Consider the following 14,335-nt stretch of genomic DNA (forward strand, 5'->3'; position numbering starts at 1 on the left):
ACCCCGGCCAGCAACGGCAAACTGCTGGGTCAGGCTGTCTTGCGTCAAGCCGCCGTGCGAGCCGACTGCAGCCCGCCATGCTCGACGATGAAGTTGATGACCTCCTGCAGGCCCTTGCCGCGCGACAGGTCGGTGAAGCCGAACGGGCGCTTGCCGCGCATGCGGGCGGCGTCGCTCTCCATGACATCAAGGTTGACGTTCACATAGGGCGCCAGATCGCTCTTGTTGATGATGAGGAAATCGGAACGGGTGATCGCCGGCCCGCCCTTGCGCGGGATTTCCTCGCCCTGGCAGACCGAGATGACATAGAGGGTCAGGTCGGCAAGGTCGGGCGAGAAGGTGGCGGCAAGATTGTCGCCGCCGGATTCGATGAAGACGATGTCGAGATCCGGAAATTTCTTGTTCAACCCGGCGATCGCCTGCAGATTGATCGAGGCGTCCTCGCGGATGGCGGTGTGCGGGCAGCCGCCGGTCTCGACGCCGACGATGCGATCTTCCGGCAGCGCCTGCAGGCGGGCCAGCATCATGGCGTCTTCCTTGGTGTAGATGTCGTTGGTTACCACGGCGATGGAAAAGTCGTCGCGCAGCGCCTTGCAGAGCTTTTCCGTCAGCGTCGTCTTGCCGGAGCCGACGGGGCCGCCGATGCCGATGCGAAGGGGACCGTTGGCCTGGGTCATGCCGAAAACTCCGTTATGGCGAGAATTGCAAAGCTGAGCCCGATCAAAAGGCACAGCGGCGAATAGAAACTGGTATCGAGCCGCGCAAAAGGTTGCTCCGGCGCCAGCCGGCGCCACCAAGGGGTGAAGCCGGCGATGCCACGACCGAGGAAGACCAGCCCGATGAGCAGCGCTGTGGCGGCGAGGCCTTCCCTTGGAAAAGGCGAAGCAAAGACACCGGCGAGCGCCAGTGGCCACAGCGTCGCCAGGCACAGGCACGCGGCAACGGCAAAACAGGCAAACGGCGTCGGCATCTCGTCGACGCCGCGAAAGCCGACAACGGCGTGGGCGCAAGAGGCGCCGTCCCTGCCCGGCCAGATGCCGCCAAGGCCCCAATAGGCATGCAGCGCCGTGATCAGCAGCAGGACGGCCGAGAGGGCGAAGGCGAGGACGGTCATGAGCGGAACAGCCTGGAGTATTGGGTCTCGTGCTTCATCGCCATGACATCGGAGACGAAGGCGCAGCCGCCGAGATCGTCCAATGTCGAGCCGGCGGCACGCGCCGCGGTCGCCAGTGCCAGCAGTTCGAAGCCGGCGAGTAGCACCGTCGCTCCACTCTGACCAACGACGCCAAGCCGGATCGCTGCCTGGACGAGGTTCGAGAAGAAGGCCTGCAGGAAGGCGGACATCGCGTCCTGAAGCGCGATGCCGTTGCCGCCGGCAATTGCGCCGACGGCGACACAGTAGGCGCATTCGGCCGGCAAGCGGCCCAGCACGGGATTGGGCCAGGCCGACGTCGCTTTCAGGAAGGCGGCGCCTTGCAGCATGGTTTCGGTGTGGCGCTCCTGCGAGCCGGCCAGCGCTTCGGCGAGATCGGCAATTTCATGGAGGTCGCCACCGTCGCGGGCGCGCCGCCAGGCCTCTGTGAACAGCACGGCGTCGTTCCAGCCCGAGCCCATCTCGACCAGCGTTTCGAGCCAGGCGGCGAGGCTTTCGCCGTCGGCCACCAGCCTGTCATGCACGGCGCGCTCGAGACCATGGCTGTAGGAGAAGCCGCCGACGGGAAAGGCCGGCGAGAGCCACGCCATGAGTCGTAGCAGAGCGATGCCGGACGGCTGGTCAGTCATGGTCGTGATGATGCCCGTCATGGGAATGGCTGTGGGAATGGGAATGCGACTCGCTGTGTGCGTGAGAATGCGCCTCGGCGTGGCCGTGTGCATGCGCTTCGGCATGCGCATGGCCGTGATCATGGCCACCGGAATAGGCGCCGCGCACCGGCTTGAACGGCTCGGTGACGTCGCGCACGGTCGCGCCGAGCCCTTCCAGCATCGCCTTGATGACATGGTCGCGCAGGATCAGGATACGGCCGGGCTCGATCGCCGCCGCCAGATGCCGGTTGCCGATATGCCAGGCAAGCTCGGTCAGGTGCAGCCCATCGCGGGCGCGGATATCGTAGACCTCTTCGGGTGCTGCTGTGATTTCGACATGGCGGCCGTCCTCCAGCACCAGCCGATCGCCATCGTTCAGGGTGACAGGCTCGGGCAGGTCGACCAGCACCTTGCTGCCGTCGGCAAGCTCGATGGCGCGGCGGCGCAGATGGCGCTCGTCATGGGGCAGAACGGCGCGGCCGGATGGCGCCGCGGCACCGGCTTTGCCGGCAGGCAGCACCGATACGGCACGCGGGAATTTGGTGAAGTCGGCGTTGAAGTTGAGTTTCATCGTATAGCTCCACCATTAGCCTGCGCCCGCGCCCGGGCCGGCCGCGACAGCAGGCGGTCGAAATAGGCGTTGACGCGCTCGGACTCGATCGGGAATTTTCCTGCACGGGCCCAGTTGCCCATGTCGCCCAACAACACGTCGACGGCGGAGAACCGGTCGCCGAGCGCAAACGGCCGGTCGCCCAGCCGGCGATCCAACGCCTTGGTCTCGGAGGCGAAATCGTAGACGGCAGCAGGGCCGACATCGACCCGCACCTCTTTCGGCAGCAGGAAGCGGTGGCGCACCTTGTTCCACAGCGGCGCCTCGAACTCCGACTGGGCAAAATGCATCCAGGAATCCATCTCGGCGCGTCCGGCGAGGCCGGGATTGGCGCCCAACCCCTTGTCGGCATGTTTGTCGGCGAGATAGACGCAGATCGCCGCCGAATCCGTCACCGTCAACTCGCCGTCGATGAGGATCGGCACCTTGCCCGACGGATTGAGCGCATAGGCTTCCGGCGAGCGCAATTTGACCTCGACGAATTCATAGGGCTGACCGAGTTCCTCGAGCATCCAGAGAACGCGGCTGACCCGGGATCCACGCGATCCGATGGCCTTGTACATGGTTGAACCCTCTTTCTCCTGGACCGTAGACCATCGCGCTCGCTCAGACGATGGTGTCGAAGAGCCGCAGGATGAACGAGACCTGGTAGATCAGCGTACCAACGACGAAGGCGATGTGGAAACGGCGGTCGCGCACCAGGATGGCGGCAATGCACAGCAGGACGAAAACCGGCGTTCGGAACAGATATTCATTGCCGTAGCGGGCGAAATGCTCGGGTCCTTTCAGCAGCGTGTCGACGACATCGAGCAGGTAGGTCGTCGCCAGCAGGCCGAAAAACCAGCCGCGGCGTGAATAGAAGAAATCTTCGTAGCTGGTGTAGTCGAGCATCGAATCCGGAAACAGCAGCGCGCACAGCAGGAACAGCGTGATGGCGTAGAAGATCAGGAACAGGTACTTGCCGAAGGTCCAGACCTCTATGGTGTAAAGGCCGAACTCCCACCACCAGAAATGCACCAGCAGCAACAGCATGGAGGCGACCCAGGCGAGGTGCACGGGATAGAGCCTGTATTGGCCGGGATGCTGGACGATGCGCGCGAGCCCCGACAAAAGGCGAGTGACTCCAAGCCCGATCACCATGCCCATGACGATGCGGATATGCGGGAAGATGTCGTGGGCAGAGACGATTTCGGCGGCCATGACCTGTTACGTGGTTTCTTTGAGCCGCATATTGCGGCGGCACCGACCGGGTCGCAACGGATTTTGCCGGGTCGATCAAATCGCCCCTCGCATCAAAACAGAAAATACCGCTGCGCCATCGGCAGCACGGTTGCCGGCTCGCAGGTCAACAGTTCGCCATCGGCGCGCACTTCGTAAGTCTCGGGGTCGACCTCGACATGCGGCGTAGCGTCGTTGAGCACCATCGAGTGCTTGCCTATACCGCCGCGGGTGTTTTCCACCGCAACGAACTGCTTGTCGACGCCGAGGCGGCCATGCAGGCCCGACTCCAGTGCTGCCTTGGAGACGAAAGTCACCGACGAATTGGTCCTGGCCTTGCCATAGGCGCCGAACATCGGGCGATAGTGCATGGGCTGCGGGGTCGGGATCGAGGCGTTGGGATCGCCCATCGGGGCTGCGGCGATCATGCCGCCGATCAACACCATGTCAGGCTTCACACCGAAGAAGGCCGGGTTCCACAGCACCAGATCGGCGCGTTTACCGACCGCGATCGAGCCGATGTCCTTGGACAAGCCATGCGCGATGGCCGGGTTGATGGTGTATTTGGCGATGTAGCGGCGGACGCGGAAATTGTCGTTGTTGCCGGTCTCCTGCGGCAGCGAACCGCGCTGGCGCTTCATCTTGTCGGCGGTCTGCCAGGTGCGGATCGCCACTTCGCCGACACGGCCCATGGCCTGGCTGTCGGACGAGATGATCGAGAAAGCGCCGATGTCGTGCAGGATGTCTTCGGCGGCGATGGTTTCCTTGCGGATGCGGCTTTCGGCGAAGGCGATGTCCTCGGGGATCGATGGCGACAGATGGTGGCAGACCATCAGCATGTCGAGATGCTCGGCCAGCGTATTGACGGTGTAGGGCCGGGTCGGGTTGGTCGAGGACGGGATGACGTTGGGCAGGCCGCAGACCTTGATGATATCAGGCGCATGGCCGCCGCCGGCGCCTTCGGTGTGGAAGGCGTGGATGGTGCGACCCTTGATCGCCGCGACGGTGTTTTCGACAAAGCCGGATTCGTTCAGCGTGTCGGTGTGGATCATCACCTGCACGTCGTAGTCGTCGGCGACCGACAGGCAGCAATCGATGGCCGCCGGCGTCGTGCCCCAGTCCTCATGCAGCTTCAGCGAACAGGCGCCGCCCAGCACCATTTCCTCAAGCGCCGCCGGCAACGAGGCATTGCCCTTGCCCGACAGGCCGATGTTCATCGGAAAAGCATCGAAGGACTGGATCATACGCGCCATGTGCCACGGCCCGGGCGTGCAGGTCGTGGCCAGCGTACCATGCGCCGGGCCGGTGCCGCCGCCAAGCATGGTGGTGATGCCCGACATCAGCGCCTCGTCGATCTGCTGCGGGCAGATGAAGTGGATATGCGCGTCGAATCCGCCGGCGGTGAGGATCTTGCCCTCGCCGGCGATGATCTCGGTGCCGGGGCCGATGATGATGGTGACGCCGTCCTGCGTGTCCGGATTGCCGGCCTTGCCGATGGCCGCGATGCGCCCGTCGCGAAGGCCTATGTCGGCCTTGAAGATGCCGGCTGTGGCATCGATCACCAGCGCGTTGGTGATGACGGTGTCGACCGCGCCGCCGGCGCGCGACACCTGGCTCTGGCCCATGCCGTCGCGGATGACCTTGCCGCCGCCGAATTTCACCTCTTCGCCATGGATGGTGAGGTCCTTTTCGACCTCGATGAACAATTCGGTGTCGGCAAGCCTGACCTTGTCGCCGACGGTGGGACCGTACATCTGCGCATAGGCGGCCCGGGTGATTCTAGCCATCAGTCAATGCTCCTCAAAACGGTCTGGCTTCAGCCGAATTCCACATCGTCGCCATCCAATGGTCATGCAATGACCCGCTCGGCGACACCTTCTGATCCCATTTGGCCGTTGAGGTGGGCGTGCCACCCCAAACCAACCGTTTGCCAAATCCCTGGCCCATTCGATGGAAGGAAAATCCATGCGCAAAATCATCGTTCTTGCAGCCGCCGCCACGCTCGCCTCCGCGACCATTGCCGGCGCCCAGCAGCAACCGACGCCGCAACCGAAACCAACCGCACCTAGCGCTCAGCCGGCGGCGCCGGCGATCCAGAGCGTCAACATCGTCGATATCACCGAGCTGCCTGAGGCCACCCAGACGCAGGTCAACCAGGTGATCGCCAAGCGCGGCGACGCCGGGCTGCAAAAACTGCGCAGCTCGATCGATGCGACACCGCAGCTCAAGTCGGCGCTCGAAGCCAAGGGGCTCACCTCGGCACAGGTGGTCGCCGCCAGCATGACCACCAATGGCGCGCTGACCCTGGTCACCAAGAAGGCGAGCTGACGACAGCGCCCGGCGGGCCGATATCCGGCCCGCCGGCCCTATCGCGGAGGGAACCTTCGCCGGACGGGAGTCGTTTGGCTTCTTTGGCGCCGAACGGCGTTGCGCAGAAAAGTTCGCCAGGAGCGATCTATGCCGACCATTCCCTTTGCCGACGCCAGATGGCTCCAGACCATAGCCACTTGCGTGTTCCTCGCGGCCTACGGACCGCCCGCCGCGCAGGCCGTTGAAAGCGCGGACACCGTCAACCGGATCGTCGGCTCCGATGTCCGCCAGGAAGAGGCGCGGACGACGACGGAGACCGGAAAGCTCATCGCCGCGATCGAGCGGACGCGTGAAAACATCGGCACGGTACGCAAGACATCCAAGCTCGACACGGTGGATATCGTCTTCCTCACCGACGCGGCGCGCAGCGAAGGGGGTCCGCCGCCGGCCGTCGAGAGCAAGGTCAGGCAGCATCAGGACGATATTGCGGAATTGCGCAAGGAGATCGACGCCAACGCGCTGCTGTTCAATGCTATCGATTCCAGGCGCGTGCTTGCCGAGGACGTCCTCGCCGTCGAATTCGACGGCCCCGCAGGAATCGTCATCTATGCAGCGGCCAGGCCATCGAACTGATCTCAGGGCGTTCGACCCTGTCGATCTCACAGCTTGCCCATGATTTTCTGCTGGAAACCGTAGACCTCGCGTTTTCCGCCGAGCGGCACCAGCGTGACGTCGCGCTGCTGGCCCGGCTCGAAGCGCATCGCCGTGCCGGCGGCGATATCGAGACGCATGCCGCGGGCTTTGTCGCGGTCGAATTTCAACCCCTCATTGGTTTCGAAGAAATGGTAGTGGCTGCCGACCTGGATCGGCCGGTCGCCGCTGTTGGCGACTTTGAGCGTCACCGTCGGCAGGCCCTTGTTGAGCTCGACGTCGCCGCTTGCGGTGATGATTTCGCCGGGGATCATCTCAGGCCTCACAGAACGCCGAAGACCAGGCCAACGCCGACCGCAGCACACGCCGCGCCGGCGGCACGGGCAAGGCCGCGAAAGCGCATGCCGAGACCGAGGCCGGCGGCGATGCCTATGGCATGGAGAAGCACGGTGGCAGCGGCAAAGCCTGCCATATAGTCAAGCCCGCCGGCATTTTCCGGCACTTCGGTGCCATGGGCATGGCCGTGGAACAGCGCGAACAGGCCGATGATGACGACGCCGGTGGAGACCGGCAATTCAACTGCCAGCGCGACCAACAGGCCAAGCGCGACGACGGAGGCCAAAATGCCCGGTTCGACGAAAGGCAACGGCATGTGCAGCATGCCGAGCGCGCCGCCGGCCAGCATGACGCCGACAAAGACCAGCGGCCAGGTCCAGATCGCCTTGCCACCCTTGAGCGCGGCCCACAGGCCGACGGCGACCATGACGGTCATATGGTCGAGGCCGGACAGCGGATGCGTGAAGCCGGCCGTGAAGGACGACGTGGTGCCGATGCCGACATGGGCATAGGCGGGCATGGCCGCCGCCAGCAGCAGGATCGCGGCGAGCGCGGTGCGTTTGGTTGAAGCAGAGATCATCGTTCCTACCTTCCAAGTCACGGTAACAATCACGCGGCCTTGCGCGGGCCGCAGCCCTCGGCCTTGAGCACACGTTTGGTCGAGGCCGGATATTTCTTCAGCTTCTCTGCAGGCCGGATAGGACGCGCGGAAAAATTGCCGCCGCAGTTCGGGCAGACGCCGCCCAGCACATTTTCAGCGCAGTCGGCGCAAAAAGTGCATTCGAAGGTGCAGATTAGCGCATCCGTCGCTTCCGGTGGCAGGTCCTTGTCGCAGCATTCGCAGTTGGGCCTGAGTTCGAGCATCGTTTCCTCCTCACCTGATCGGTTCGTGCACGGTGACCAGCTTGGTGCCGTCGGGAAAGGTCGCTTCGACCTGGACGTCGTGGATCATCTCGGCGATGCCTTCCATCACCTGCGCGCGAGTGACGACATGGGCGCCGGCCTCCATCAGTTCGGCGACCGGGCGGCCGTCGCGGGCGCCCTCGACGACGAAATCGGTGATCAGCGCGATCGCTTCGGGGTGATTGAGCTTGACGCCGCGCTCCAGCCGCTTGCGCGCCACGATCGCCGCCATGGCGATGAGCAGCTTGTCTTTTTCACGCGGCGTAAGGTTCATGCGCTTTCCTGGATTTGGCCTGGATTTGGTTCAGAGTGACCATAATTTGGGCAGACCGGCCCGCCCGTTGAGCAGTTCGACAAGCGGAATCAGCCGCTTGCGCAGCTGGTAACCGTCCTCGGCAAACAGCCTCGCAAGAAGCTTGCCAGATTGTTTCACGCTCCAGGCGCTGGCGTCGCCCTCGGCGCCGATGATGTCGCGGGCCGGCTCGAGCAAGGCTTCGGCTTGCGGCGAAACCATCAGCAGCGTCGCCACGGCAATGGCGCCGCCGGCAACCGCCGGGCGACCAAGCGCTGCGGCAATGGCCGGCCCGATGCGGAAATCCTCGGCATGAACGAGCGCGCCGTCCCGGCGGACCCGCCAGCGGTCGTGGAAATGGCCGTGCGCGGCCTGTTCCCCCATGGCCAGGCGGCCAAAGACAGTGGCCTCGAGCAGCAATGCCTCGGCGCCTGCGGCAAGATCGACGTCGAGCGTACGGGCAAAGGCCGAGCGGTCGAAGACGATGGTTTCCTGCGGCAGCCAGGCAATACGGCCACCCGCGCCGACTTCAAGTTTTACCCGCACTTCAGCACGGTCGCTTTCGGCGCGATAGATCTTTTCGCAGGCCTGGGTGGTGATCGAAGCGGAGGCAGCTGGCCCGACATCGATCTCCCAGCCAAGCCGATCGCCGCCAGTCAGCCCGCCCGCGGTGTTGATGAGCACGGCTTCAAGCGGATCGGCAGCGACGGCGGGCATGCGGATCTTGGCCGATCCGTCCTGATAGAGGCGCGAAAGCCTGGTGCGGCCGGCACTGACGCCGCATGCAAGCCGAGCCGCACCAGCGACGCGCTGGGCCGGCAGCACCGCGGTCAAGCCATGTTGCAACGTATCCATCGCTCCAACGTTAAGCACTCCGGCTGCTTTGTCGATATGTAGCTTGTCGATATAGCTTGTTGCTTGACAGCGTTTCCGTTTCTATAGAGGGAGCCTCTTTGGAACGGTCATGCCGCGCCTGGCGGGGTTTTGAAGGCGACGGCGATTTTCAGTCCAGGCAACACGGGCGCCAACCAATCGGCACCCGAAATGATAAAATTGGGGAAGGAATCGAATGGCTGACGAGCTGGCAACGGAAATCATCGCCAAGATCAGGGCACATGCGGAGCCCGGCGGCGAAGAGATCACCACCAATACGGAATTGACCGCGCTTGGCATCCATTCCCTGGAACTGACCGAGATCATCTTCGATCTTGAGGAGCAGTACGGCATCGAGATCGAGATGAACACGGTCGATGCCTGGAGCAATCTGAAGAATGTCGGCGACATGGTCGAGGCTGTTCGCGCGCTGATCGCGAAGAAAGCCTGAATGCACAAGCGAGTCGTCATTACCGGCATAGGCGGCATATGCGGGCTTGGCACCAATGCGCCTGCGATCTGGAACGAAATGCGCGCGGGACGATCGGCGATCGGCCAGATCGACAACCCGCTGCTGCATGATTTGAAGGTCAAGGTCGGCTGCGAGATCAAGGCGATGCCGGACCATGGCATCGGCCACAAGCAGACCGTGTCGATGGACCGCTTCAGCCTGCTGGCGGCGATTGCCGCGCGCGAAGCCATGCAGCAGGCCGGACTGACGTCGGATGAAGCCACCACGTATCGCATGGGCACCGTCGTCGGCGTCGGCGTTTGCGGATGGGAAGCGATCGAGGAGAACTATCGCGCCATCCTGATCGACGGCAAGAACCGTGCCGGCATCTTCACCGTACCGAAAGTGATGCCAAGCGCTGCGGCCGGCCAGGTCAGCATGGTGCTTGGCCTGCGCGGGCCGGTGTTCGGCGTCACCTCGGCCTGTTCGTCGTCGAATCACGCCTTCGCCTCGGCGGTCGATCAGATCCGGCTTGGCCGCGCCGACGTCATGGTCGCCGGCGGCACCGATGCGCCGCTGGTCTGGGGCATCCTGAAGGGCTGGGAGGCACTTAGAGTGCTGGCGCCCGACACCTGCCGGCCGTTCTCGGCCGACCGCCAGGGCCTGTCGCTGGGCGAAGGCGCCGGCATGGCGGTGCTAGAAACCTACGAACACGCCATGGCGCGCGGTGCCGACATTCTCGCCGAAATTGCCGGCGCCGGGCTTTCCGCCGACGCATCCGACATCGTCGCGCCGACTGTCGAAGGACCTACGGCGGCGATGCGTGCCTGCCTGGCCGACGCCGGGCTCAACCCCGAGGACGTCGACTATCTCAACGCCCACGGCACCGGCACCAAGGCCAACGACCAGATCGAGACGGCGGCGATCAAGCGCGTGTTTGGCGACCACGCCTACAAGCTCTCGGTGTCGTCGACCAAGTCGATGCATGCGCATTGCCTCGGCGCCTCGGGCGGCCTGGAGATGATCGCCTGCGTGATGGCGATCCGCGAAGGCATCGTGCCGCCGACGGCCAATTTCCGGCAGGCCGACCCCGATTGCGATCTCGACGTCACGCCCAATGTGGCGCGCGAGCGCAAGGTGCGGGCGGCGATCAGCAATGGTTTTGCCTTTGGCGGCACCAATGCCGTGGTGGCGTTCAAGTCGGTCTGACGGCGGGCGGCTGGCCGTGAACCGTTGGTAAACACGGTGTGTGCACCGCCGGCCGGTTGATCGGCAAACACGTGGCGGATAATCCTTCGCAACCCGCCAAACGGCGCGACGCCAGCGCCAAATTCCCGACCGGAGCTTTCGATGACCGACCTGTCCGCCTTTCCGATCACCAATCGCTGGCCGGCCAAGCACCCCGACCGCTTGCAGCTCTATTCAGCGACGACGCCGAACGGCGTGAAAATATCCATTGCGCTGGAAGAACTCGGCCTGCCCTACGAGGCGCATCTGGTGGACATCGGCAAGGACCAGAGCTGGACGCCGGAATTCCTGTCGCTGAACCCGAACGGCAAGATTCCGGCCATCATCGATCCCAATGGCCCGGGCGGCAAGCCGTTTGGCCTGTTCGAATCCGGCGCCATCCTACTCTACCTCACCGACAAGACCGGCAAGCTGATCCCGGCCGATCCGGTGCGGCGCTACGAAACCATCCAGTGGGTGTTCTTCCAGATGGCGGCGATCGGGCCGATCTTCGGACAGGTCGGCTTTTTCAACAAATTCGCCGGACGCGAGATCGCCGACAAGCGGCCGCTGGATCGCTACCGTAACGAGTCGCGGCGGCTGATCGGCGTGCTAGAGACAAGGCTGAAAGGCCGCAGCTGGATCATGGATGACGATTTTACCATCGCCGACATTTCGATGCTGGGCTGGGTACGCAATCTGATCGGCTTCTACGAGGCGCGGGAACTCGTCGGCTTCGACGATTTCCCCACCGTTGCGGCATGGCTGGAGCGCGGCCTGGCGCGGCCTGCGGTGCAACGAGGCCTCACCATTCCAGCTAAAGGCTGACGAGCCGAGCTACTTTGCCTTGGCTTTGGCCTTGGAGCCGCCTCTGCCCATGACAGACGAGGCGAGCGATGCAGCGCCTCTGGCCGTGGCGACAACGGCGCCGGCGGCAACGTTGGCTACATTGCGCATGGTGCCCACCGAGCTGCCGCTGGCTGCCGGCTTCTTGGCCTTGGCAGGCTTTGCCGCCACCTTGGCCGCTACGCCTGGCACTACCTTCTTCGGCGCAGCCTTGCCGAAAGCCGGCTTTGCATCCTTGGAGCGCTCGGCAATTGCCGGGCCGGCGCCTGCTTTTGCCTGGGTGGCCTTGGCTGGCGTTGCCCTGGATTTGGCGGCTGCGGGTTTTCTAGCTTTGGTTGCCATCGGACGAAATCCCTCTGTGGCTAAGTTGCCTCGTCAGCGATAACGACCTGAAAGTCTTAAGGTTCCCGTTCGGAAATCCTGAGAATTAAACGGGATCGCCCACAACAAGGTCGGCGGACCTTCGCCGGCCAAGCACGCGGTCGATGTTGGGCATGTCGTTGGAGGCGATCCAGGCGCGTGCGTCTTCGTCCGAACGGCCATGTTCGTGCCAGCGCTCCAGCAGGCGACGCTCGAGTTCGGCGCGCGGCACATCGACAAAGATGGTGAAGTCGAACAAAGGCGCCAGCCGCGACCACGGCTCCTCGTCGAGCAGCAGGTAATTGCCCTCGACCAGGATGAACTTGGCCTCGGCGGCGACGATAGAGGCTGCGGCGCGCGACAATTCCATGCTGCGGTCGAACACCGGAATGGCGATGTCGGGCTCGCCCGAACGGATGCGCTTCAACAGCGCCTCAAAACCGGCGAAATCGAAGGTTTCGGGAGCGCCTTTTCTTGGCCGCAGGCCGCGCTGGTTGAGCACGATGTCGTCATAGTGAAACCCGTCCATCGGCACGACTTCCGAGGCGCCTTCCGGCAACAAATCATGCAGGCCGGCCGACAGCATCGACTTGCCGGCGCCGGGCGGGCCGGCAATGGCGACGATGAAGCGCTTCGCCTTGCCGGCACGCTTGAAGATGGTGGCGGCGAGGTGGGCGATTTCGGACATGAGAGCCTCTTTTGCAGCCAGATGGTTTCAGCCGCATCTTGGCGGCTGTTGGTGGAAATTTCAAACCGGGATTTGGGTCGTCTGGCCAACAGCCAACGGTCCAGGTCAGCGCCGCCCCTCATCCCCCTGCCGGGAGTTCGTCATTCGAAAAGCCAAGTAATTGGCTTTTCGTCCGCTTCGCGGACCACTCCTCGACTCCCCGTATAGTGACGGGGAGAAGGGGCTGGCCGCGACCTCGCGCATTTCTTGCAATGTCGAAGATTAGCGAAACCGTCGGCGACATCACCCCTCTCCCCGTCACTATACGGGGAGAGGATGCCGGCAGGCGGGTGAGGGGCAGCGCTAGCGTTCGAAAATCAGCCGTGCTTGCCGATGCGCAGGAAATCGCTGTCGAAGGCGACGTCGCGGGGCGAACCATCGGCTCCGGTGAGACGCATGTGACCTGATGTTGTCGCGATATCGCGCGGCGGCTCGCCGCTAGCCTGCGGCAGCGCGCCGATGACATGGCGAAAGGAGACTTCGCCGCCGAGCGCAAAGGCGGTCACCACGCCTTCGCGCTTCAGCCAGTTGTCGCCGATCGAGGCGGCATGGCCGACGGCGGCACGACCGTCCTCGATGCCGAGCACGCCGCGATGGCGGCCGCTCCACGGCGCGTAGTCGCGGCCGCCATTGCTGAACCACAGCATGGTGACCGGCAATTCGGCCGGGTTCTTCAGCACCAGCACCAGATCCTGTTCGGCCCGGCGCGCCAGCGCCGTCCAGCCCGGACCGCCGTGGTCGGCCTCGAGCATGGTGATGAAATCCTCGCGCTGATCTGCCATGCGGTAGTCGGTGAGATCGAGCGTGCCGCCGCCGGTGGCCGGAAAGTGCGTCAGATCGGTCGAGCGCGCGGGATAGGCAAGCTTGAAGCGGCCGCGGGCCGGATCGGGTTCCAGCGGTGAGTCCAGCGTTGCGGCGAAGCGTTTCGGCGAAAAGGCCAGCCGGCCGCCGTCGCGCATCGCCGTCATCGGATGATGGGCGGCGGAAACCGCACCCGAGCCGCCGGAAAAGATATGTTCCTGGTAGAGGAAGGGATGGCCGTCGCGGAGCGTGAAGATCTTGTCGATCGTGGCGCCCATGACCGTGCGGCGCAGCCGGAAGGCGGCGCGCCAGCCATCGGATGTCGCCTGACTGGAGACGACATCCCAGCCGCTGTTGGCCGGCCAGCCATGCAAGGGTGCGGCCTCGATGTCGCTGACCGAAAAAGGCGCGCAGAGGAAATCGCCCGACAGCCGCACGGTGCCCTCGGGCAGGTCCGGCGGCAGCGCCTCGCCGGCATCGACCCAGGGCGCGCGGTGCAGCGGTTTCAGCTGGCGGCCATCGCCGTCGACCGTCATGTCGGCGATATGGCCGACGCTGAGGTCGAGCGTGACCGAGATGCCTTTTGCCTTGATCGTGACCGTATCCATCCATGCACCCGCTGATTCTGATGGCAGCGAACAAACCCGCTCCGCGCGGCTTGCGCAAGCGCAGCTTCCGGCATTTTGCATCAGACCAGTTCGCTGCCATCATCGAAGGTGGCCAACTTATCGAAGGTCAGCGCCGCCCCTCACCTGCCTACCGGCATCCTCTCCCCGTATAGTGACGGGGAGAGGGGCGCTTTCGTCGCGACTTTCGCCAATCACCAGCGCTGCAAGAAGGGCGCCGGCGTTGCGGCCAGCCCCTTTCTCCCCGTCACTATACGGGGAGAAATGCCCGGCAGGGCAATGAGGGGCGGCGCAAACGGTC

Annotated in this window: 20 protein-coding genes; 5 read left to right on the forward strand and 15 right to left on the reverse strand. The window is 64.2% G+C overall.

The features are described 5' to 3' along the window. Positions 1-44: 44 nt before the first annotated feature. The 7 genes from ureG to ureC form a co-directional block, all read right to left on the reverse strand. Positions 45-677, reverse strand: a complete 633-nt coding sequence (gene ureG, locus AC04SH_RS06515; protein ID WP_488574406.1) for an urease accessory protein UreG — start codon at positions 675-677, stop codon at positions 45-47. Continuing rightward, positions 674-1,114, reverse strand: a complete 441-nt coding sequence (locus AC04SH_RS06520) for a DUF3995 domain-containing protein (RefSeq protein ID WP_488574407.1) — start codon at positions 1,112-1,114, stop codon at positions 674-676. Before AC04SH_RS06520 ends, ureG begins: the two co-directional genes overlap by 4 nt. Next, complete coding sequence (locus AC04SH_RS06525) at positions 1,111-1,782, reverse strand: urease accessory protein UreF (protein ID WP_488574625.1); 672 nt, start codon at positions 1,780-1,782, stop codon at positions 1,111-1,113. Before AC04SH_RS06525 ends, AC04SH_RS06520 begins: the two co-directional genes overlap by 4 nt. Next, on the reverse strand, positions 1,775-2,374 hold the full coding sequence (gene ureE, locus AC04SH_RS06530; RefSeq protein WP_488574408.1) for an urease accessory protein UreE: 600 nt from the start codon (positions 2,372-2,374) through the stop codon (positions 1,775-1,777). Before ureE ends, AC04SH_RS06525 begins: the two co-directional genes overlap by 8 nt. Continuing rightward, positions 2,371-2,976, reverse strand: coding sequence for a glutathione S-transferase family protein (locus AC04SH_RS06535; RefSeq protein ID WP_488574409.1), 606 nt, complete (start codon positions 2,974-2,976; stop codon positions 2,371-2,373). The genes ureE and AC04SH_RS06535 overlap by 4 nt, the downstream gene beginning before the upstream one ends. Positions 2,977-3,019: 43 nt before the next feature. Continuing rightward, positions 3,020-3,613: a hypothetical protein gene (locus AC04SH_RS06540; protein ID WP_488574410.1), complete on the reverse strand. Its 594-nt coding sequence runs from the start codon at positions 3,611-3,613 to the stop codon at positions 3,020-3,022. A gap of 92 nt (positions 3,614-3,705) precedes the next feature. Further along, a complete protein-coding gene (ureC, locus tag AC04SH_RS06545; protein WP_434221269.1) occupies positions 3,706-5,418 on the reverse strand; it encodes an urease subunit alpha in 1,713 nt (570 codons plus the stop codon). 178 nt (positions 5,419-5,596) lie between these two features. On the opposite strand from ureC, the gene AC04SH_RS06550 reads away from it, so the two are divergent. Further along, complete coding sequence (locus AC04SH_RS06550; protein ID WP_477232098.1) at positions 5,597-5,959, forward strand: hypothetical protein; 363 nt, start codon at positions 5,597-5,599, stop codon at positions 5,957-5,959. Positions 5,960-6,088: 129 nt separating this feature from the next. Continuing rightward, entirely contained in the window at positions 6,089-6,574 is a 486-nt protein-coding gene (locus tag AC04SH_RS06555; RefSeq protein ID WP_488574411.1) for a hypothetical protein, read from the forward strand. A 26-nt stretch (positions 6,575-6,600) separates the two neighbouring features. On the opposite strand, the gene AC04SH_RS06560 is transcribed toward AC04SH_RS06555, so the two are convergent. From AC04SH_RS06560 to AC04SH_RS06580, 5 genes are read right to left on the reverse strand one after another with little or no spacing between them, the layout of a single operon-like run. Beyond that, complete coding sequence (locus AC04SH_RS06560; protein ID WP_488574412.1) at positions 6,601-6,906, reverse strand: urease subunit beta; 306 nt, start codon at positions 6,904-6,906, stop codon at positions 6,601-6,603. Positions 6,907-6,914: 8 nt separating this feature from the next. Continuing rightward, a complete protein-coding gene (locus AC04SH_RS06565; protein WP_488574413.1) occupies positions 6,915-7,508 on the reverse strand; it encodes a HupE/UreJ family protein in 594 nt (197 codons plus the stop codon). 29 nt (positions 7,509-7,537) lie between these two features. Further along, positions 7,538-7,792, reverse strand: a complete 255-nt coding sequence (locus AC04SH_RS06570; protein ID WP_477232102.1) for a DUF1272 domain-containing protein — start codon at positions 7,790-7,792, stop codon at positions 7,538-7,540. A gap of 10 nt (positions 7,793-7,802) precedes the next feature. Continuing rightward, the gene (locus AC04SH_RS06575; RefSeq protein ID WP_023693076.1) at positions 7,803-8,105 is read right to left on the reverse strand and encodes an urease subunit gamma; all 303 of its coding nucleotides are present in this window, start codon (positions 8,103-8,105) and stop codon (positions 7,803-7,805) included. A 30-nt stretch (positions 8,106-8,135) separates the two neighbouring features. Then, positions 8,136-8,978, reverse strand: a complete 843-nt coding sequence (locus AC04SH_RS06580; protein ID WP_488574414.1) for an urease accessory protein UreD — start codon at positions 8,976-8,978, stop codon at positions 8,136-8,138. A 214-nt stretch (positions 8,979-9,192) separates the two neighbouring features. Between AC04SH_RS06580 and AC04SH_RS06585 the strand changes: the two genes are divergently transcribed. From AC04SH_RS06585 to AC04SH_RS06595, 3 genes are all read left to right on the forward strand, one after another. Then, positions 9,193-9,447, forward strand: coding sequence for an acyl carrier protein (locus AC04SH_RS06585; protein ID WP_023671226.1), 255 nt, complete (start codon positions 9,193-9,195; stop codon positions 9,445-9,447). Then, positions 9,448-10,656: a beta-ketoacyl-[acyl-carrier-protein] synthase family protein gene (locus AC04SH_RS06590; protein WP_352561964.1), complete on the forward strand. Its 1,209-nt coding sequence runs from the start codon at positions 9,448-9,450 to the stop codon at positions 10,654-10,656. 141 nt (positions 10,657-10,797) lie between these two features. Further along, positions 10,798-11,502 (forward strand): glutathione S-transferase family protein, encoded by a 705-nt coding sequence (locus tag AC04SH_RS06595; RefSeq protein WP_488574415.1) that lies wholly within the window; start codon positions 10,798-10,800, stop codon positions 11,500-11,502. 9 nt (positions 11,503-11,511) lie between these two features. Here the strand turns inward: AC04SH_RS06595 and AC04SH_RS06600 are convergent, their stop codons facing one another. From AC04SH_RS06600 to AC04SH_RS06610, 3 genes are all read right to left on the reverse strand, one after another. Beyond that, positions 11,512-11,862 (reverse strand): hypothetical protein, encoded by a 351-nt coding sequence (locus tag AC04SH_RS06600; protein WP_112559977.1) that lies wholly within the window; start codon positions 11,860-11,862, stop codon positions 11,512-11,514. An 85-nt stretch (positions 11,863-11,947) separates the two neighbouring features. Beyond that, positions 11,948-12,568: a nucleoside triphosphate hydrolase gene (locus AC04SH_RS06605; protein ID WP_488574416.1), complete on the reverse strand. Its 621-nt coding sequence runs from the start codon at positions 12,566-12,568 to the stop codon at positions 11,948-11,950. Between the two features lie 356 nt (positions 12,569-12,924). Further along, positions 12,925-14,016, reverse strand: coding sequence for a hypothetical protein (locus tag AC04SH_RS06610; protein WP_488574417.1), 1,092 nt, complete (start codon positions 14,014-14,016; stop codon positions 12,925-12,927). Positions 14,017-14,335: the final 319 nt, after the last annotated feature.

The sequence above is a fragment of the Mesorhizobium sp. CNPSo 4688 genome, assembly GCF_057784295.1.

What these genes read in the sequence shown, in the direction of transcription:
- ureG (WP_488574406.1), bottom strand. Translation starts at nt 677, where the DNA reads ATGACCCAGGCCAACGGTCCCCTTCGCATCGGCATCGGCGGCCCCGTC.
- AC04SH_RS06520 (WP_488574407.1), bottom strand. Translation starts at nt 1,114, where the DNA reads ATGACCGTCCTCGCCTTCGCCCTCTCGGCCGTCCTGCTGCTGATCACG.
- AC04SH_RS06525 (WP_488574625.1), bottom strand. Translation starts at nt 1,782, where the DNA reads ATGACTGACCAGCCGTCCGGCATCGCTCTGCTACGACTCATGGCGTGG.
- ureE (WP_488574408.1), bottom strand. Translation starts at nt 2,374, where the DNA reads ATGAAACTCAACTTCAACGCCGACTTCACCAAATTCCCGCGTGCCGTA.
- AC04SH_RS06535 (WP_488574409.1), bottom strand. Translation starts at nt 2,976, where the DNA reads ATGTACAAGGCCATCGGATCGCGTGGATCCCGGGTCAGCCGCGTTCTC.
- AC04SH_RS06540 (WP_488574410.1), bottom strand. Translation starts at nt 3,613, where the DNA reads ATGGCCGCCGAAATCGTCTCTGCCCACGACATCTTCCCGCATATCCGC.
- ureC (WP_434221269.1), bottom strand. Translation starts at nt 5,418, where the DNA reads ATGGCTAGAATCACCCGGGCCGCCTATGCGCAGATGTACGGTCCCACC.
- AC04SH_RS06550 (WP_477232098.1), top strand. Translation starts at nt 5,597, where the DNA reads ATGCGCAAAATCATCGTTCTTGCAGCCGCCGCCACGCTCGCCTCCGCG.
- AC04SH_RS06555 (WP_488574411.1), top strand. Translation starts at nt 6,089, where the DNA reads ATGCCGACCATTCCCTTTGCCGACGCCAGATGGCTCCAGACCATAGCC.
- AC04SH_RS06560 (WP_488574412.1), bottom strand. Translation starts at nt 6,906, where the DNA reads ATGATCCCCGGCGAAATCATCACCGCAAGCGGCGACGTCGAGCTCAAC.
- AC04SH_RS06565 (WP_488574413.1), bottom strand. Translation starts at nt 7,508, where the DNA reads ATGATCTCTGCTTCAACCAAACGCACCGCGCTCGCCGCGATCCTGCTG.
- AC04SH_RS06570 (WP_477232102.1), bottom strand. Translation starts at nt 7,792, where the DNA reads ATGCTCGAACTCAGGCCCAACTGCGAATGCTGCGACAAGGACCTGCCA.
- AC04SH_RS06575 (WP_023693076.1), bottom strand. Translation starts at nt 8,105, where the DNA reads ATGAACCTTACGCCGCGTGAAAAAGACAAGCTGCTCATCGCCATGGCG.
- AC04SH_RS06580 (WP_488574414.1), bottom strand. Translation starts at nt 8,978, where the DNA reads ATGGATACGTTGCAACATGGCTTGACCGCGGTGCTGCCGGCCCAGCGC.
- AC04SH_RS06585 (WP_023671226.1), top strand. Translation starts at nt 9,193, where the DNA reads ATGGCTGACGAGCTGGCAACGGAAATCATCGCCAAGATCAGGGCACAT.
- AC04SH_RS06590 (WP_352561964.1), top strand. Translation starts at nt 9,448, where the DNA reads ATGCACAAGCGAGTCGTCATTACCGGCATAGGCGGCATATGCGGGCTT.
- AC04SH_RS06595 (WP_488574415.1), top strand. Translation starts at nt 10,798, where the DNA reads ATGACCGACCTGTCCGCCTTTCCGATCACCAATCGCTGGCCGGCCAAG.
- AC04SH_RS06600 (WP_112559977.1), bottom strand. Translation starts at nt 11,862, where the DNA reads ATGGCAACCAAAGCTAGAAAACCCGCAGCCGCCAAATCCAGGGCAACG.
- AC04SH_RS06605 (WP_488574416.1), bottom strand. Translation starts at nt 12,568, where the DNA reads ATGTCCGAAATCGCCCACCTCGCCGCCACCATCTTCAAGCGTGCCGGC.
- AC04SH_RS06610 (WP_488574417.1), bottom strand. Translation starts at nt 14,016, where the DNA reads ATGGATACGGTCACGATCAAGGCAAAAGGCATCTCGGTCACGCTCGAC.